Source organism: Paraburkholderia diazotrophica (assembly GCF_038900755.1).
In the GTDB taxonomy this organism is placed as follows: domain Bacteria; phylum Pseudomonadota; class Gammaproteobacteria; order Burkholderiales; family Burkholderiaceae; genus Paraburkholderia; species Paraburkholderia diazotrophica_A.
The window spans coordinates 533,999-551,405 of record NZ_JBBPEN010000004.1 but is presented as its reverse complement, the minus strand read 5'-3'; the positions used below and the strand labels follow the sequence as shown (position 1 = coordinate 551,405).

15 protein-coding genes are annotated in these 17,407 nt (G+C 63.0%); 6 read left to right on the top strand and 9 right to left on the bottom strand.

Going from position 1 to position 17,407, the window contains the following annotated elements; all coding sequences use genetic code 11:
* Window positions 1-8 precede the first annotated feature (8 nt).
* From AABE10_RS16430 to AABE10_RS16420, 3 genes are all read left to right on the top strand, one after another.
* The gene (locus AABE10_RS16430) at window positions 9-2,153 is read left to right on the top strand and encodes a response regulator (protein WP_342934319.1); all 2,145 of its coding nucleotides are present in this window, start codon (window positions 9-11) and stop codon (window positions 2,151-2,153) included.
* A gap of 134 nt (window positions 2,154-2,287) precedes the next feature.
* The gene (locus AABE10_RS16425; RefSeq protein WP_152761854.1) at window positions 2,288-2,452 is read left to right on the top strand and encodes an FmdB family zinc ribbon protein; all 165 of its coding nucleotides are present in this window, start codon (window positions 2,288-2,290) and stop codon (window positions 2,450-2,452) included.
* An 87-nt stretch (window positions 2,453-2,539) separates the two neighbouring features.
* A complete protein-coding gene (locus tag AABE10_RS16420; RefSeq protein ID WP_342934318.1) occupies window positions 2,540-2,800 on the top strand; it encodes a hypothetical protein in 261 nt (86 codons plus the stop codon).
* A 76-nt stretch (window positions 2,801-2,876) separates the two neighbouring features.
* Here AABE10_RS16420 and AABE10_RS16415 read toward each other — a convergent pair whose 3' ends face one another.
* From AABE10_RS16415 to AABE10_RS16375, 9 genes are all read right to left on the bottom strand, one after another.
* A complete protein-coding gene (locus tag AABE10_RS16415; RefSeq protein ID WP_342934317.1) occupies window positions 2,877-4,175 on the bottom strand; it encodes an MFS transporter in 1,299 nt (432 codons plus the stop codon).
* Window positions 4,176-4,201: 26 nt separating this feature from the next.
* Window positions 4,202-4,966 carry an enoyl-CoA hydratase gene (locus AABE10_RS16410; RefSeq protein WP_342934316.1) on the bottom strand — a complete coding sequence of 255 codons (765 nt, stop codon included), beginning with the start codon at window positions 4,964-4,966 and terminating at the stop codon, window positions 4,202-4,204.
* On the bottom strand, window positions 4,963-6,165 hold the full coding sequence (locus tag AABE10_RS16405) for a CoA transferase (RefSeq protein ID WP_342934315.1): 1,203 nt from the start codon (window positions 6,163-6,165) through the stop codon (window positions 4,963-4,965). The genes AABE10_RS16410 and AABE10_RS16405 overlap by 4 nt, the downstream gene beginning before the upstream one ends.
* Before the next feature lie 294 nt (window positions 6,166-6,459).
* Window positions 6,460-7,362, bottom strand: a complete 903-nt coding sequence (locus tag AABE10_RS16400) for a LysR family transcriptional regulator (protein WP_342934314.1) — start codon at window positions 7,360-7,362, stop codon at window positions 6,460-6,462.
* Window positions 7,363-7,466: 104 nt separating this feature from the next.
* A complete protein-coding gene (locus tag AABE10_RS16395; RefSeq protein WP_342934313.1) occupies window positions 7,467-9,050 on the bottom strand; it encodes an alpha-galactosidase in 1,584 nt (527 codons plus the stop codon).
* A 428-nt stretch (window positions 9,051-9,478) separates the two neighbouring features.
* A complete protein-coding gene (locus AABE10_RS16390) occupies window positions 9,479-10,522 on the bottom strand; it encodes a methyltransferase (protein WP_342934440.1) in 1,044 nt (347 codons plus the stop codon).
* Window positions 10,523-10,958: 436 nt separating this feature from the next.
* Window positions 10,959-11,744, bottom strand: a complete 786-nt coding sequence (locus AABE10_RS16385) for an SDR family NAD(P)-dependent oxidoreductase (RefSeq protein ID WP_342934312.1) — start codon at window positions 11,742-11,744, stop codon at window positions 10,959-10,961.
* A 301-nt stretch (window positions 11,745-12,045) separates the two neighbouring features.
* Window positions 12,046-12,543: a DUF421 domain-containing protein gene (locus tag AABE10_RS16380; RefSeq protein WP_342934311.1), complete on the bottom strand. Its 498-nt coding sequence runs from the start codon at window positions 12,541-12,543 to the stop codon at window positions 12,046-12,048.
* Between the two features lie 88 nt (window positions 12,544-12,631).
* Complete coding sequence (locus tag AABE10_RS16375) at window positions 12,632-13,225, bottom strand: ParB/Srx family N-terminal domain-containing protein (protein WP_342934310.1); 594 nt, start codon at window positions 13,223-13,225, stop codon at window positions 12,632-12,634.
* 167 nt (window positions 13,226-13,392) lie between these two features.
* Here AABE10_RS16375 and AABE10_RS16370 point away from each other — a divergent pair, with 167 nt between their 5' ends.
* The 3 genes from AABE10_RS16370 (at window position 13,393) to AABE10_RS16360 (ending at window position 17,406) form a co-directional block, all read left to right on the top strand.
* Entirely contained in the window at window positions 13,393-14,529 is a 1,137-nt protein-coding gene (locus tag AABE10_RS16370) for a glutathione-independent formaldehyde dehydrogenase (protein ID WP_342934309.1), read from the top strand.
* 45 nt (window positions 14,530-14,574) lie between these two features.
* Window positions 14,575-15,531 (top strand): NADP-dependent oxidoreductase, encoded by a 957-nt coding sequence (locus AABE10_RS16365; RefSeq protein WP_342934308.1) that lies wholly within the window; start codon window positions 14,575-14,577, stop codon window positions 15,529-15,531.
* Window positions 15,532-15,642: 111 nt separating this feature from the next.
* Complete coding sequence (locus AABE10_RS16360; protein ID WP_428983335.1) at window positions 15,643-17,406, top strand: SulP family inorganic anion transporter; 1,764 nt, start codon at window positions 15,643-15,645, stop codon at window positions 17,404-17,406.
* The last annotated feature ends 1 nt before the right edge of the window (window position 17,407 follow it).

Sequence of the window (17,407 nt, the reverse complement as noted above, 5' to 3'; positions counted from 1 at the left end):
AGAGCGCAATGGACAATGCCGTCGCCTCTTCGCGGCAACCCGTCAACATTCTCGTCGTGGATGACTTGCCGCAACAGCACCTCGTGATGCGCACGATTCTCGAAGAGCTTGGCGAGAACGTGATTACGGTCGGATCGGGGCGCGAGGCTTTGAAGGCCGTGCTCGAACGGAACTTCGCGGTGGTCCTGCTCGACGTGAACATGCCGGGCATGGACGGTCTCGAAACGGCGTCGCTGTTGCGCACCTATCGGCGCACGGCCAGCACGCCGATCATCTTCGTGACCGCGTATATCGACGAGTCGGAGATGAAACGCGCCTATTCGCTGGGCGCCGTCGACTATATTTCCGCACCCGTCGTTCCTGAGATCCTGCGCTCAAAGGTCAAGGTCTTCGTCGAAATGCACCGCATGCACAAGGAACTGCTGTTGCGCGCTGAAGAACGCGAGGCATTCGTGCGCGCGGAAGCGGGCAGGGCGGCCGCCGAGCGCGCGCGGCAACGCGCCGATTTTCTGGCGGCCGCGAGCCACGTGCTGACACGCTCGCTCGAAATCGATACGACGTTGCAGCGTATCGCGGAGCTTGCATCGGGCGAACTCGCGGAGACGGCGTTCGTCGCTGTAAGGGGCATCGGCGAGTTCGCGGCGGACTATACGGCGAGGTCGGCACGGCGCCACGATCAGCATGCGCCGGATTTCGCAGCGTTCCAGGCCGGCACGCTCGCGCAGGCCTTTCCCGGCGTGAACCGCTTCGTCGACAGATTGCTGCATGAGAGCAGCCCTGAAAACGAGCCGGGTATCGACGAGTTCGTGACCGAGAGCCTCAGCGACACGTGCGCTTGCGAAGGCATCCGGTGTGCGAGCGCATTTCCGCTGTTGACGGGCAGCCAGAAGGGCGTGCTCGTGCTCTGCTCGGCCACGGGGCCGATGCCCGCCGAGCGGACCACGCTCGTTCAGGAGTTCGTCAGCCGTGCAGCCATTGCACTGGAAAACGCGTTGCTGTTTTCGACGATCCGCGACGGCGACAGGCGCAAGAACGAATTCCTCGCGATGCTCGCGCATGAACTGCGCAACCCTCTCGCGCCGATCGCGAATGCGGCCGCCGTGATGCGCAGCGCGAAGAAGGGCGATACGGAAGTGCTGCGCTGGGCGAGCGAGATCGTCGGCACGCAGGTCGAGCATATGGTGCGCATCGTCGAAGATCTGCTGGATGTGTCGCGTATTGCGAGAGGCACGGTGACGCTGCGCAAGGCGCCTGTGCCGCTTTCCGTCGTGATCGGCCGGGCGGTGGAGACGAGCCGTCCTCATCTCATCCGTCATTCGCAAACGTTGAGCTGCGACGAAGGGGCCGTCGATGCCGTCGTGGACGGCGACGTGGTGCGGCTCGCGCAGATCGTCGCGAACCTGCTGAACAACGCATCGAAGTTCACGCCGCAAGGCGGACATATCTCGCTGTCGACGCGCTTTGCCGACGGCATCGCGTCGATTACCGTCGCCGATGACGGACAGGGCATCGACGCCGCATTCCTGCCACACGTGTTCGATCTTTTCGCGCAAGCCGATGCGTCGCTGCATCGTTCTTTAGGGGGACTCGGCATCGGACTGACGCTCGTGCGGCATCTGACGGAACTGCATGGCGGGTCCGTCCAGTGCAGAAGCGAAGGGCTCGGCAAAGGCTCTGAGTTTACGATCCGCTTGCCCGGCACGATGGCCGAGCGCATCGCACCCGTGCGCGCAACCGTCGTCCATCTGAACCGCAAGGCGGCGACGCGCGTTCTCGTCGTGGACGATCTCGTGGCTTCGGCGGAAAGCCTCGAAGCGCTGCTCGCGATACACGGCTACGTCGTCCGATGCGCGACGGACGGCGAATCTGCGTTGAGCGTCGCCGCGGACATGAAGCCCGACGTGGTCGTGCTCGACATCGGGCTGCCGGACATGACGGGCTACGAGCTTGCGCGATATCTGCGGCAGGGAAGCGCTTGCCCTCGCGCATTGATGATCGCGCTGAGCGGCTATGGCCAGGAAGAGAACGTGCGGCAGGCGATGGACGCGGGCGTCGACCACTATCTCGTCAAGCCCGCCGATCCTGCGGCGCTGCTCGAACTGCTGGCCACACGCGACGAGGGCCGCGATTACGACGGCATGGCCGCACCGTGATTTCGTTTGCAGTTTTGTCCGATTGCGCAAACGATGGTAGGTGCGCGCCCCGTGCACGAACTAGAATGAGATGAGCCGACGTCGCACGAATGCGCTTGATCGCGCGTCCCATTCATCCGCACGGGAGGATCAGCATGCCGACTTACCAGTATCGTTGCCAAAGTTGTGGTGAAACGTTCGAACATGCGGAGCACGTCGCGGAACATGCAACGGTGCAACTGAAATGTCCCAAATGCGGAAGCGACAAGGTGCAGCACGCACCCACGCCGTTTGTCGCGAAGACATCCAGGAAGAGTTGAGCGCCCGATCAAATCCCGCCGTCATGACGCGCGTCGTTGTGCGGTAAATGGATGCATCAAAACACGTCTTAACGTCACGAGGTCGTGATGGCATGGCTCGTCATATTGCATGGCGCCTACTGGCGTGACGTCTCGCCCGAGGTGTTCAAGGAGCACGGTAAGCGGGACGACTGGAGCCAGTTGGTTTGCGAAACCTTCGACGCGAGCGAAGATATCTGCGAAGCGGAACATGACGGATTGAAAATCCTGATTCCGCGAAACACGGTCATTGCCGCAGTGAACCTGCAGGACCGGGAGCAGGCAAAGGGCTTTGCATTGCCGGCTCCCGACGGCGACGATCATCGCTGACGCCGCCGCACTTTGCGTTTCGCCGCACGCGTTCGCAGCAATTGCGTAGCGGACGGTGCGTTATTTTCCTCGACGCTCAGAAAGTCGATGGCTCCGCGATGCCGCGCGGCTTGCCGGCTTGCGCGCTTTCGGCAAAGGCGACGTCGGGCTTCATCGCGAAGCTCAACAGGATTCCGCAGATCATGATCCCGATCGACAGCATGAAGGTCACGTTCCAGTTGCCGATGTGATCGACGACATAGCCTGCGACCACCGGGCTCACGATCGCCGCGATGAAGCCGTTGCCGCTCATGATCCCGCTCGCCGTGCCCGCGCGATCGTAGGCGATGTCCATCGGGATCGCCCACATCGGACCGATGTTCATTTCGTTGAAGAACATCGCGGCGCCGAGAAACACGAGCGAGTACACGGGATCATGCAGCAGCACGACGGGCACCAGCGACAGACCCGTCAGCGCCATACAGAACGCGACGAAATAGCTGCGCGCGAGCTTGACGTTGCCCGTCTTGCGCAACAGCCGGTCGCTGATGAGACCACCCGCCAGATCGCCGACCACGCCGGCAATGAACACGCCCGACGTGAACACTACGGCCTTCTTGATGTTCAGATGGAAGCTGTGCATGAAGTAGAGCGGCATCCAGTCGAGCATCAGCCACAGAATCCAGTTGTAGCAGAAGTAGACGGCGGACACGGGCGCCATGCGGCGGTAGAGCCGCATCCACGTGCCGCGCGCATCGGCGGGATGTGTCGTCTTCGGCGGCGGCAGTATGTTCAGTTCGTCGCGCGTGATGCGCGGATGATCGGCGGGCCGCTCCGTGTACGTGAAAAGCCATAGCACGAGCCATCCCGCGCTGAGCGCGCCGAGCAGATAGAACGAGAAGCGCCAGTCGAACGCCGTCATCAGCGCGAGCACCAGCATCGGCGCGATGGCATTGCCGAGTCGCGCGCACGAATGCGTAATGCCCTGCGCCATGCCGCGCTTGTCTTTCGTCACCCATGCAGCCATTGCGCTCGTCGACGCGGGAAAGGTCGCGCCTTCGCCGAGGCCGAGCAACAGGCGCGCGGCGATCAGCGAGACGAATCCGCCCGCGAGGCCCGTGAGGGCAGTCGCGACGGCCCAGACGGCAGCGCACGCGATCAGCGTGCGGCGCGCGCCGAAGCGGTCGCTGACCCATCCGCCGATGAACTGGAAGATCACATACGGATAGGCAAACGCGGAAAAGATCAGCCCCAGTTGCGTGTTCGTGAGCCCGAGTTCGCTCTTGAACTGACCCGCAGCCGTGCTGATGTTGACGCGATCCACGTAGGTGATGAAGTACATCAGGCACAGCATCGCCAGAACCACGGTAGTGGCCTTCGGCAGCATTCGTTTCATGTCTCCTCCTCTTATGGGTTCTTCTGCTAGCGCTTCGACGAACCGGCCGTGAACGCGGCGACGGCATCGCGAAACGCGCTGCTGCCGTAGACGGTCTCGATCAGGTCTTCGTCGTCGAGGCGCTGTTCGACGACGATGCGCCGCAAGCTTTCCTTGACGGCATGCTGTGTCACTTGCGACAGCGCGCTCAGGCGTTGCGCGAGCGCGCGCGCTGCTGCGTCCAGCGCGTCCTTTGCGCAGACTTCGTAGATGTAGCCGCATGCGAGCGCTTCGTCGGCGCCCAGATAATCCGCGAGCATCAGCATCTTCTTGACGCGCGGCACGCCGAACGCCGCATGAAGCCGCGCGATATTGCGCGACGACAGCGTGTTCGACAGCGTCTTCGCAATCGGCGCGCCGAACTTCGACGCATCGCTGCACACGCGGAAATCGCACGCGGTCGCGAGCGCGAGCCCGCCGCCCACGGCCCAGCCGTCGATGACGGCGACCGTCGGCACGCGGATGCGTTCGACGGCATCGATCACGCGTTCGACGAGGGCCTCGTAGGCGACGCCCTGACGTCCGTCGCGGAAGTCGTTGAAATAGCCGATGTCGGTGCCGGATACGAACGACTTGCCGCCCGCGCCGCGGATCAGGATGCAGCGCACGGCCTCGTCGCGCTCGCATTGGTCGATCAGCGCGAGCAACGCTTCGTACATCGGGATCGTCATCGCGTTGTGCCGCTCGGGACGATCGATCAGAATCTCGGCCGTGCCCGCGTCGGGCATGCTCAACCTGACCTGGTCGCTCATGGCTGTGTCCCATTGATTTCGGCGAAGAGTTCGTCGTTGTGCTCGCCGAGCAGCGGCGGGTGGCGCCGCACGCGCTGCGGCGTGCCCAGCAGCTTGACGGGGAAGCCGATGTTCTTCACCTTGCCTTCGATCGGGTGATCGATCTCCATGCACATGCCGCGATGCTGCGCGTGCTCGCTGCCGAACGCCTCGGGATAGGAGAGGATCGGGCCCGCCGGAATGCCGGCCGCAAGCATCGTGTCGATCCAGTCCTCGCAGTCGCGTCGCGCGAACGACTGCTCGAGCGTTTCGATCAGCGCTTCGCGGTTCTTGAGGCGCAGCGATACGGTTTCGTAGTCGGGATGCCTGAGCAGGTCGGGACGCTCGAGCAGTTCGCACAGCTTCGTCCACAGCTTCTGGTTGGTCGCGCCCATCACGAAGTAGCCGTCGCGCGCCTTCACGGCCTGATAGGGCGCGCTCATCTTGTTGCTCGTACCGAGCGGCGTCGGCGGCACGCCTGTGCCCCAGAAGTCCGACATGTCCCAGATCGAGAACGCCATCGCCGAGTCGAACAGCGATGCGTCGATGTGCTGTCCCTCGCCCGTCGCTTGCGCGCCGATATACGCCGACAGCACGCCATAGACGGCAAAGAGCGCGCAGCCGATATCGGCGACGGGCACGCCCGCCTTCACGGGCTTGCCGCCCCTGTAGCCCGTCACGCTCATCACGCCCGACATCGCCTGCGCCATCAGATCGAAGCCGGGGCGCGATGCCCACGGCCCGCTCTGACCGAAGCCGGAAATGCTTGCGTACACGATCTTCGGATTGATCGCGCGAATCGACTCGTAGTCGATCCGCAGGCGCTGCACGACGCCGGGCCGGTAGTTTTCGACGATAACGTCGGCCGTTTTCGCGAGCTTGTAGAAGAACTCGCGACCTTCGTCGCTCTTCAGATCCAGCGCGAGCGAACGCTTGTTGCGGTTCATATTCAGAAAGCCCATGCTGTCGGGCCCCTTCATCTTGAAGCCCATTGCGCCGCGCGTCTGATCGCCTTCGAGCGGCTCGACCTTGATCACGTCGGCGCCGAGATCGGCGAGCAGCATGCAGGCAAACGGTCCCGCCATCACCTGGCTGACGTCCAGCACGCGGATGCCCTGCAACGGCAACGCTCGCGTTTGTGCGGATCGCGCCGGTCGCGAGGATTGATCGGTTTGCGCCATGTAAAGTCTCCTGAAAGGTTGTGCGAACGATCGCCGTGCGTGAAGTGCGGGGCGGCAATCGATGGGAATGCATCCGCAGCGGCAAGAGCGGGCTGCGGAAATGTCGGGGCGCGTGTGCGCGGCGCGGTGCGTGATGGCCGCCTGGATGCTTCGGTGCTATGAGCCGAAGTGCGCCGGCCGTCGTGTTGTCTCCAGGTGCTCGTTGTTTTTACAACTGTCACTCAGTTAGGAGACGGCGGCAAGCATCTAAGAATCATGGCTGGTTTCGCGAATCGCGAAAGGCCGTGGGAGATTTCAGCGCGGTGTGTCCCGTTGTGACCCGACCAGCGCGTTGACTACGTTCTCCAGCGTCTGCGCCTGCGCGTGCCCCTCGGCGCATGACAGCACATAGCTGCGCTGATGCCAGTCGCCTTGCAGTTCGGCGCAGGCGAGCGTGTCCTCGGGATGGAAGCTTTCCAGCACGTCGGGCGGCATCAGGCCGACGCCGAGACCGTGCCGCACGAATGCGAGCATCGTATCGAAGCCGTTGACGGAATAATCGTTGGTGAAGTGGCGGCCGCGGCTGCGATACGCGCGCTGCACCGCGGAAAGAATCGCCGAGCCTTTGCCGAGACTGACGAGGGGAATGTCGAACAGATCGTCGATGGCGATGGGCGTATCCGGAAACTGGAAATGCGGCCGGCTGTAGACGAGCACCAGACGGTCTTCCCGATACGGCCGTTGCGGCAGGTCCAGAAAGCCGCTCTTTTTCTCGTAGATGCCGATGTCGATCACCTTGTCGCGTAGCAACTGCTGGACGATCTTGCTGTTCTCTTCGACGATTTTCAACGAGATGCCCGGGTACGTGCGCTGGATGCCCGCGATATCGCGCGCCAGAAATTCGATGACGACCGCCTTCGGCGCGCCGATGATGATGCGCCCCTCCAGTCCGTGAGCGAGTGTCTGTGCATCGCCCGCGAGCCGGTCGACGAGCGTGTCGATCTGGCGGATGTAGCGCAGCAGCTTGTCGCCGGACTCGGTGACTTCGACGCCGTGCGGCACACGGCGAAACAGCTTTGCGCCGAGCTGTTGCTCCAGATCGGACACGCGGCGAGACGCGGCCGCCACCGCGAGCCCCAGCTTGTCCGCTGCCCGGGAAATGCTGCCTTCGTCCACGATGGCGAGGACCAGCCGAACGGTTGTCGTGTCGACTCTCACGATGATCGAATCTCCGGGTTGAATGAGGGCGGGTGAGCGGGATTGTCCATCAGCCGCACGCGGGTGACTAGCGGAGTTGCGGCTGACCGTCCCTCGAATGGCAATCAGTTTTCGGCGCGGCGCGCTATGGCCTCACTCTGCGAAAGCGGCACGGGTCCGCTGACTGTCGCGACGTAGCCGATATCGGGCGCGGGCGTCGACGCGTCCGCATTCGACAACGACAGCGCATTCGGTCCCGCTCGAAACGGCACGTAGACCGTGATGGCGCCCATGCTTGCGTCGCTGCCAGTCGGAGGGAAGGCGAGCATCGCGGGCCGTTGGCCGTTCATCGTCAGCTGCGCAAAAACGGTTCGCGTGCTGTCGTTGGCGTAGCCGATTTCGATGAAGCCTCCGCGCGCGCCCAACGAGGTTCCGCTGAAATTCACGGTGCCGAGGCCCGTTATCTTGTTGCCGCTTGCGCACGTCGGGCAGCGCACAGAGACGGCGCCGCCCGCCAGCGCACCCGGTTGCCACATCACGGGCGAAGGATCAGTGCCGCTTATCGTGAGCATGATGACGCCTCCGGCGGGCACGCCGGGCGCCGTATAGGACGTCGTAAAACGGCCGAGGTCCTTCCTCGCCCACACGTCCCGCACCGTTGCCTGCGATGACGGAACGAGGCCGAGCGAGTCCCATGTGACCGTCATCGGCGCAGCCTTCGCCGAGTTGTTGAAGAGCACGACCGCTCGCTGCCCTGTTCCCGTCAGCAGCTTCGCCGACACCTGCAGGCGGCCCGACTGCGCGACCAGCAGACCTTGCAGGCCTAGCGCGTCCTGATCGATTGCGAGCACTTCGGGATTCGTCAGCAGGCGTGCCGTGTCGGGCGAGAGCGGCTTCGCCAGATCGTTGCCGAGGATCATCGGCGCGCCGGAGATCGCCCACAGGCTGATGTGCGCCTGGTCGTGAACGGCGGACATCCGCATGCCGGCGACCATCATGTCGGGATCGTTGTAGTAGCCGGTATGCTGTCCCTCCGGGTGATAGTTGCCGGCCAGGTTGTACACGACGCTGTCGAAGTCCGGCGTGATGTCGCGCGTGGTTCGCCACATCGTGCCGACGCCGGCGGCCCATGTCCACGGTCCTTCGTTGTAGTCGGGAAACGATTTGTCCGTGGGTATCGTGCCCCAGTCGCAGAGGCTGAACGTCAGGCGATGGCCTGTCTTCGAATAAGCCCGGCTGATGGACTGCGCAATCGAGCGATAGGTTTTCTCCGGATCGTAGCCGTTCGCCGCGCCCCCGCAAAAATCGACCTTGACGAAGTCGAATCCCCATTGGGCAAATTGCAGAAAGTCGTGATCGTAGTGAGCTGGATCGCTTCCGACGAAATGCGTGCCATCGGCCCGCTTGCCGCAGCCTCGCGGACCCGCATCGATATAGATGCCCGCCTTCAGCCCCTTGCTATGGATATATTGCGCAATGGCCTGCATTCCGCCGGGCCATTGCGTCGCGTCGACAATGAAGTTGCCGCTTGCGTCGCGTTGTCCCGAGCGCCACCAGCCTTCGTCGATGTTCACGTACTCGTATCGATGGCCCGAGGCGATGCGCGCGTTCAGCGCCGCCAGTCCGTCGGCTTCTGCCTTGACGACGTCATGGTTCACGCCTTCGCCAAGGCTGTTCCATGACGACCATCCCATCGGCGGTGGGGGCACGGGTATTTGCGTCGCACGTCGGGTGTCGGCGGGCGTGTGCGCAGATCTGTTTGCGTCGATATGTCCAGAGTCGGTGATGCGGCCGCATGCGCACAGGCTCGCGATGAGCCAAAGAACAACGCAAAGAACAACGAATGCGCGCCGATGACGATGCAATTGCATAGCCGTCTCCTGCGTGGATCGCATGGAGCCAGTCTACTGGTAGGGGCGCAAAAAGGTTCTTCGGGGATTTCGGGGGCAAGGGCCTGCGATCGGACAGAAACGGTCGTTCGAGATCGCAGTCGGGTGGTCATGCGGGCGACTGCTCCGCATTGAACATCCGACGTTGCGGACGACGGCATGTCGCGCGCGACGCGCCAGCCGTCCAGACCCGTACCGTGGTGTCATTTTCCGCCCTTGAGAATGCCTGTGACTCTCGCGGCGAGTTTCTATCTGGTTCCAATCACCATTGAATCGGGGCCGGTGAGCGGCTCGACGCGTACCTGTGTGAAGCCGACCTGCTGCATCCATTCGCGACACTGCGCGCCGGTATAGTCGAAACCGCCAGGCGTCTCGATAAGCATGTTCAGGCTCATCAGCAGGCCAAAGGCATTGCGCCTGCGGTCATCGTCGATTACCGCGTCGTAGACGATCAGGCAACCGCCAGGCGGTAGCGACGCGTAGCACTTCGCGAGAAGCTCGAGCTTCTGCCCGAGGTCCCAGTCGTGGAGGATGTGTCCCATCACGAGCACATCGGCTGCCGGACAGGCATCCTTGAAGAAGTCGCCCGGATAGAAATGGAGCCGTTCCTGCAGGCCGTGCGACGCTACGTACTCTTCGAACACAGGGCCCACCACGGGCAGATCGAAGCCGCCGCCGCGCAAGTGGGGATGGGCGAGCGCGACCTGTACGGGTAACGCACCTTGAGCCGCGCCGATGTCGATGAAAGTGCTGTAGTTTTGCCAGGGGAATTGTTGCGCAATCGCCTTGGCCGCGCCGAGGCTCACCCCGCTCATCGCGCGCAGGAAACCGCGCAATTTCTGTTCGTCGCGATACATCGAGTCGAAGAGATCGCCACCCCCTTTTGCCTCGTTCTGTGGCAGCCCCGTGCGAAGGGCTTCCGTCAGAGAGCCCCAGAACGGATATAGGCGCGCGTTGGCCATTTCCAGCAATCCACCGACGTAGCTGGGCTTGGCCATGTCCAGAAAGAGCTCGGCGTCTGGCGTATTGCGGTATTTCCCGTCGTCGCGTTCCAGCAGATTCAATGCGACCAGCGCGTCAAGAAAATCAAGGGCCGATCTCGGATGCAGTCCGAGTGCCTCGGTGAGCTCGGCGGCATCGCGAGGTCCCGTCGCGAGGCACGAGAACACACCGAGTTCGACTGCGGACAATAAGGTCTTCGACGCCCAGAACCCCATGCCCAGCTGGAGTAGCCGTTCAGGGGAGGGTTCCCGCTGGCGCGGGTTGTCAGCGCCAGGCTCATGTTGAACCATGCTCGATGTGCTTTCCATCATTGCTCCCGGGGGACGTGTGAAGAAGCATCTGACAGGATAGTAGGCGAAACGAAAGTTTTCGAGCGTTCGCTACCGCACAGACGGACTCCAGCGCCTCGGTATGCCCGCCGTAACCGGATCGCGTCTCGCGCCGGATGCGCGTCGCATGTCGCCATCAATGCGAATGCCGACAGGCCGATCGACCGCAAGGCTCACCGCAACCGCGCCCGATTTTGCGGACGGGTGCCGGCGCAGCCTCGTCATCATTCGAAACGGCCCACGGCGTCGGGCTGCCGACCGGCACGACGGCACGCGAATGACCGTTGCCGCTCCCGAAGCTGCCATTTCCCCGACCAACGCCGATGAGCCAAAAAAAGCCCGCCTAAAATCAGGCGGGCTCAAACCATATCCGTAGGAGATATGGAGGAGACGTCCTTTATCCCACCAGCAACGACTGGCCCCCGTCGATCCACACAGGCGTCCCGGTGACAAACTTCGCGCGCTCTGACGCGAGAAAGCTCACCATCTCTGCGATATCTTCGCCCGTTCCCGCCTGGCCGTCCGTCAGCGGAATTTTTCCACCCGGAAAATCGGCAGGTTCCGACGCCTCTTCGCTGGAGCGCGCGCGCGTGTTTTCGCCGATCTCCGATTCGATCTTGCCCGGACACACGACGTTCACACGAATCTTGTGCTTCGCGAGTTCGAGCGCCGCCATTTGCCCGAGCGCGAGCAGGCCGCCTTTCGTCGTCGAATACGCGGATGCGCCGCCGTGACTGAAGACGCGCGTTCCGTTAATCGACGAAATGATGATGATCGAGCCGCGGCCCTTGCGCTTCAGATGCGGCACCGTGTAGTGCAGCGTCAGATACGTGCCGCGCAGATTGGTGTTGAGCGTGTTGTCCCATTCGTCGGGCTGAAGCTCGTCGATGGGCGCCCACACACCGTTGATGCCCGCGTTCGCGACGACGATATCGAGCGCGCCGAAATGGCCGATGCCCTTTTCGAGCGCTGCCTGATAGCCCTTGTCGTCGCGCAGGTCGGCTGTGATGCCGAATGCGACGCCGCCGACACGGCCGATTTCGTCGACCGTCGCCTTCGTTTCCTGCTCCTTGTGCGCATGGGCGATCACGCGCGCGCCTTCGGCTGCCATCTTGAGTGCGCACGCCTTGCCGATGCCCGAGCCCGCGCCCGTCACGAGCGCGACCCTGTCTTTCAAGTCCATCCGATTCTCCCGTTCCAGCAGGTTTCGTCCCGTCTAGCCGCCGCCGATTCCCTGGAGCACCTTTCCTGTGCCGTTGCAAACGCTACAGCGCTGCCCTTCGACGGTGCCTGTTCCGCGGCACGCGCTGCATACGTCTTCTCCGACACCTGGCGCGTCGGGCGGCCCTTCGTCTCCGGGGTTCAAGGGTGTATCGCCTGGTTGCATGTCGGCCTCCGTTTTCCGTGAGCACAGAAGAGCGCGCAAGCGCTATGCCTGTGCCCGCGTCATTGCCGCATCGATGTACTTTCAGATTCGCTTTGCGTCACTTACGGTTCCGCTTGCGAATGAGGCTGACCTCGCCGTTGCGTTCGAGGATGGCTGCCTGCACCTCGTCGAGATCGGCCGAGTGAAACGACTGGCGCGCGGCCTCGAAGATATCCGTCTTCGTGATGAGTGCCGCCGACATCTGGCGCGCGTCGAAGCGGCCCTCGCGATAGATCTCGCGTTCGCTTCCGACCGCGAGCGATTCGAGCCATCGCGAGCGCACGCAAACCCATGCAAGCGCGCGATGGATCAGAACGATCACGAGCGACGCAGTCAGCGTCGGAACGACGGGCGACGCGCCGACGATCACGCGGCTCAACGTCGCGCCAAGCAGAATCGCCACGACATAGTCGAACGGAGAACGCTGGCCGAACGAACGTCGGCCGGAAATGCGGATAAAGAGCAGCGCCGCGAAGAATACGACGATCGCTCGCATCGCGGTCTGAAGCGCGTTCAGATCTCTGCCCTCGCCGAATACTGCAATCAGCACATCCATTTTGCTTTCCTTTCCTGCATTGCGGCGGACGCAATCGACACCATCAGCCATCGGCGACGCGCGGCCACGTAGCCAAAGGCAGGTCGGCCTATGCTTGCGGTCCGATATATCCCGGCAGTCCCAAAGCGGCTGTCGATTTCGCCAGGTCGATAGCGCTTTGGACCAACGCATCGAATGCCTCATCGCTATCGGGATGCGGAAGCACGCCTCGAAACAGATCGGCCCATCTGAATTCTTCGAGCGGCACGGATGTTTTTTCATAGCCGCCCGCATCGCGCACGGCAGCAGCGAGGCTGCGGAATTCGTCGTCAGCGGCTTCCCATACATGCACGGGCATGTGCGCGAAGGAGACACGCCGGCCATCCGCGTCATACGGATAAGTCCACGCATTGTTCTCCAGCGTCAGCCAGAACTCCGCTTGCGTCAGTGACGACAGATCGCGGACGAGGACGAACGGAACCATGCGGATACCGACGCGCCATAACGCGGCGGCGACATGATGGTGGTCGATTGCGTATGGCGCGCCGCCCGGTCCGAACACGACGGGTATGGGCTTTTCGGCGACCGCCATATCCAGATCGTGACCGCTCAACGATGTGTACATGGCGGTTTTCTGTTTGATCTGCCGTTCGCCGTGCGTCATCTGCGTCGGACGCAAGCGCTCGATGTCGAGTTTTTCCATGCTGTCCATCCCTCCTGCCTTTGCGGTGCAGGATTTGTGCCCGTGCCGATGCCCTTTGCGCGCGCATGACCCCCGATAGGAACAACGGATGCTCGAAGAATGGGGTCGCCATATCGCGAGATGCGAATGGCGCAAAGCCAAACTTCAATCTTCAACTGGAGTGTCGAATGAAAGCAGTCGTCTACGAGGGCCCAAGAAAAATTGTCGTCAAGGACATGCCCGATGCGCGCATCGAAAAGCCTACTGATGTGCTGGTGAAAATCACCACCACCAATATCTGCGGCTCCGATTTGCACATGTATGAAGGCCGCACGAACATGGAAAGCGGACGGATTCTCGGACACGAAAATCTCGGCGTCGTGATCGAGGTCGGCAGCGCGGTCGAGCGCGTCAAGGTCGGCGATCGCGTGTGCCTGCCGTTCAATATCGGCTGTGGCTTTTGCAAGAATTGCGAGCGCGGCCTCACGGGCTTCTGTCTCACGGCGAATCCCGGCATGGCGGGCGCGGCGTATGGGTTTGCGGGCATGGGACCATACAGCGGCGGCCAGGCCGAATTGCTGCGCGTGCCATTCGGCGATTTCAACTGCCTGCTGTTGCCGCCCGATGCAGAGGAAAAGGAAAACGACTATGTGCTGCTGTCCGATATATTTCCGACGGGCTATCACGCGACCGTGCTGGCAGGCGTCGAAGCGGGCGATAGTGTCGTGATCTATGGCGCGGGTCCCGTCGGCCTGATGGCGACGATATCGGCGAATCTCAAAGGCGCAAGCAAGATCATGGTGGTCGACACGCACAAGGACCGGCTGAAGCTGGCGGAGAATCTGGGCGCGATACCCATCGACGATAGCGACGGCCACTCCGCCGGGCGCGTGCTCGAACTGACGGGCGGCGAGGGCGCCGATCGCGGTTGCGAGTGCGTCGGTTATCAATGCGGATGCAACGGTCACGAAGTCCCCAATCTGACGATGAACAACCTGGTGAAGGCCGTTCGTCCGACGGGGGGCATCGGCGTCGTGGGCGTGTTCATCGCGGAAGATCCAGGCTCGCCGGATGAGCTGATGAAGAAAGGCCAGCTCGCCTTCGACTTCGGCCAGTTCTGGATGAAAGGGCAACACATGGCGACCGGCCAGGCGAACGTGAAGGCGTACAACCGCAAGCTGCGCGACCTGATCGCTGCGGGCAAGGCGAAGCCTTCGCAGATCATTTCGCACGAGTTGCCGCTCGATCAGGCGCCCGAAGGCTACAGGCACTTCGACGAGCGCAACGACGGATGGACCAAGGTCGTGCTCAAGGCTGCCGCCTGACAACGTCACGTCCGGAGAACAGCAGATATCGCAGGGAGAAGAGCCATGTCCGATGTGCCCGACAATATGCACGCGTACCGCGTCCACCGCTTCGGCGGTCCCGAAGTGCTGGAACGCGAACCGGTTCCCGTGCCGCAGCCCGGACGCGACGAAGTGCTCGTCAAGGTGCTTGCGGCGAGTGTCAATCCCGTGGACATCAAGACGCGCGAAGGCCGCTATCCGCTGATACGCGAAGACGCGTTGCCGTTCACGCCAGGCCGCGATTTTGCGGGCGTCGTCGCGCGCGTCGGCGAGGGTGTCAGCGGATGGAAGCCGGGGCAGGAGGTGTATGCGTTCGTCGGTCAGGGACCGGGCGCATTCGCCGACTACGTGCTCGTGAATCAGCGCGCGCTTGCCAGAAAGCCCAATACGCTCGACTTTCCGTTGGCCTCCGCCGTTCCGCTTGCCGCACTGACAGCGTGGCAGGGCCTCTACGAACACGGCATGCTCGAAGCCGACGAGCGCGTGCTGATTCACGCGGGCTCGGGCGGTGTCGGGCATTTCGCCGTCCAGTTCGCGAGGCTCACGAGCGCGAACGTCTTTGCGACGGCGTCAGGGGACGGAGTCGAATTCGTCCGCTCGCTCGGCGTCGATCACGTGATCGACTACAAGACGCAAAAGTTCGAGGATGCCGTCTGTGACGTGGATCTCGTGTACGACCTGGTCGGCGGGCAGACGCAGGAACGATCCTGGAACGTGATCCGCAAGGGCGGGAGGCTCGTGTCGACGCTCAACGAGCCGTCGCAGGTCAAGGCGGGCGAACGCGGCGCAGAAGCGTTGCGCTATACCGCGCATCCCGATGGCAAGACGCTCTCGCGGATCGGCGAACTGATCGACGACGGGGCCGTGCGCGTCGTCGTTTCGGCCAGGTATCCGTTCGATGAATTGAGCGCCGCCCTCGCGCATCTGCAGCGCGGACACATACACGGAAAGATCGTGATTGATGCGACGATTGACGGCTGATCAAGGCTGATCGAGCCCCGACTGAAGCGGGTATCGCTGCAATCCGTGTGGAATCGTTTTTGCTGATTCAAACGCCAGGGTAGCAATCAGGGCGTGCGGAAACACACCGCAATGAACAGCAGAATCGACGATCACCGTCACGTGAAAAAAGCGGCCGGGCCACGCGCTCCGATGCGTTGGATCAACGGACTCGCCGTTGCGCGCAGCTACGAGGCGCGCTGGCTGCCGCACGACATCGTCGCGGGCGTCACGCTGAGCGCGGTGCTCGTACCCGCAGGGATGGCCTACGCCGAAGCCGCCGGATTGCCGGCCGTGAATGGCCTGTATGCATCGTTTGCGGCGCTGCTCGCCTATGCGGTGTTCGGCCCCAGTCGCATTCTCGTGCTCGGTCCCGACTCGGCGCTCGTCGCGCTCATCGCGGCGAGCGTGATGCCGCTCGCTCACGGCGACGCCAATCAAGCGCTCGCTGCCGCAGCCGCGCTCGCGATTCTCGCGGGCGCGGCCTGCGTCGTCGTCGGCATGCTCAAGCTCGGCTTCGTCACCGAGCTGTTATCGCTGCCGATCCGCTATGGCTTTCTCGACGGCGTGATCCTCACGATCATCGTCGGGCAGCTTCCGAAGCTGCTGGGCTTCAAGGGAAACGGCGAATCGTTCTTCGAGCAGATACGCGATCTGACGGGCGGCATCGCCGCGTCGAAGGTGAACCTGATGTCGCTTGCGCTAGGCGCCGCTGCGCTCGTGCTGATTCTCGTGCTCAAGCGTTTCTGGCCGAAAACGCCTGCCGTGCTGATCGCGGTAGCGGGCGCGACGGTCGCCGTGATGCTGATGGATTCGGCGCAGCGCGCAGGCGTGGCCGTGATCGGCACGATTGCGCACGGCTTGCCTGCGCCGCGTCTGCCGATGTTGCCGCTCGACGAATGGTGGCGTCTCGCGAGCAGCGCCGCCGCGATAGCGCTCGTGTCGTTCACCGACGTCAGCGTGCTGTCGCGCACCTATGAAGTTCGCAACGAAACCAAGGTCGATCGCAACCAGGAGTGCGTTGCGCTCGGCCTGTCGAATATCGCCGCCGGCTTTTTTCAGGGCTTTGCGGTGAGCGCCAGCGGCTCGCGCACGCCCGTAGCCGAGGCCGCGGGCGCAAAGACACAATTGACGGGCGTCGTAGCGGCGGCTGTTGTGGCCGCACTGCTCGTGTTCGTGCCGGGCGCGCTGAAGGACACGCCGCAGTCCGCGCTGGCCGCTGTCGTGATCGCCGCGTGCCTGGGCATGATCGAATTTCGCGGCATGATCCGTCTGTATCGTTTGCGCAAGAGCGAGTTCGTGCAGGCCATCGTGTGCTTTGCAGGCGTCGCGGTGCTTGGCGTCGTCAACGGCATTGCGCTCGCGCTGCTGCTCGCCGTCCTGTCGTTTCTATGGCGTGCGTGGCGTCCTTATGATGCGGTGCTCGGGCGCATCGACGGCAGAAAGGGCTATCACGACGTATCGCGGCATCCGGAAGCGCGGCGCATTCCGGGGCTCGTGCTGTTGCGCTGGGACGCGCCGCTGTTCTTCGCCAATGGAGAGATTTTTCGCGAGCATGTGCAGCGTGCCATCGACGAATCGCCAACCCAGGTGCGCTGGATCGTCATTGCCGCCGAGCCCGTTACCGATATCGATCTGACCGCCGCCGAAGTGCTCGAGACCTTGCACGCGGAACTCGCGGAACGGAACATCACGCTGTGCTTCGCGGAGATGAAGGGCCCCGTGAAGGACAGCCTCAAGCGCTACGAGATGTTCGACATGATCGGCGAGGACCGTGTGTTTCCGACCATCGGGGAATCCGTCAGCGGCTATCTGCAAACACACGACGTGAAGTGGCGTGACTGGGAGGACGCGTAGC

Coding starts and splice junctions, on each gene's coding strand:
- AABE10_RS16430 (WP_342934319.1), top strand. CDS start 9: ATGGACAATGCCGTCGCCTCTTCGCGGCAACCCGTCAACATTCTCGTC.
- AABE10_RS16415 (WP_342934317.1), bottom strand. CDS start 4,175: ATGAAACGAATGCTGCCGAAGGCCACTACCGTGGTTCTGGCGATGCTG.
- AABE10_RS16360 (WP_428983335.1), top strand. CDS start 15,643: ATGAACAGCAGAATCGACGATCACCGTCACGTGAAAAAAGCGGCCGGG.
- AABE10_RS16375 (WP_342934310.1), bottom strand. CDS start 13,225: ATGGAAAAACTCGACATCGAGCGCTTGCGTCCGACGCAGATGACGCAC.
- AABE10_RS16365 (WP_342934308.1), top strand. CDS start 14,575: ATGTCCGATGTGCCCGACAATATGCACGCGTACCGCGTCCACCGCTTC.
- AABE10_RS16385 (WP_342934312.1), bottom strand. CDS start 11,744: ATGGACTTGAAAGACAGGGTCGCGCTCGTGACGGGCGCGGGCTCGGGC.
- AABE10_RS16425 (WP_152761854.1), top strand. CDS start 2,288: ATGCCGACTTACCAGTATCGTTGCCAAAGTTGTGGTGAAACGTTCGAA.
- AABE10_RS16405 (WP_342934315.1), bottom strand. CDS start 6,165: ATGGCGCAAACCGATCAATCCTCGCGACCGGCGCGATCCGCACAAACG.
- AABE10_RS16370 (WP_342934309.1), top strand. CDS start 13,393: ATGAAAGCAGTCGTCTACGAGGGCCCAAGAAAAATTGTCGTCAAGGAC.
- AABE10_RS16390 (WP_342934440.1), bottom strand. CDS start 10,522: ATGGTTCAACATGAGCCTGGCGCTGACAACCCGCGCCAGCGGGAACCC.
- AABE10_RS16380 (WP_342934311.1), bottom strand. CDS start 12,543: ATGGATGTGCTGATTGCAGTATTCGGCGAGGGCAGAGATCTGAACGCG.
- AABE10_RS16420 (WP_342934318.1), top strand. CDS start 2,540: ATGGCATGGCTCGTCATATTGCATGGCGCCTACTGGCGTGACGTCTCG.
- AABE10_RS16410 (WP_342934316.1), bottom strand. CDS start 4,966: ATGAGCGACCAGGTCAGGTTGAGCATGCCCGACGCGGGCACGGCCGAG.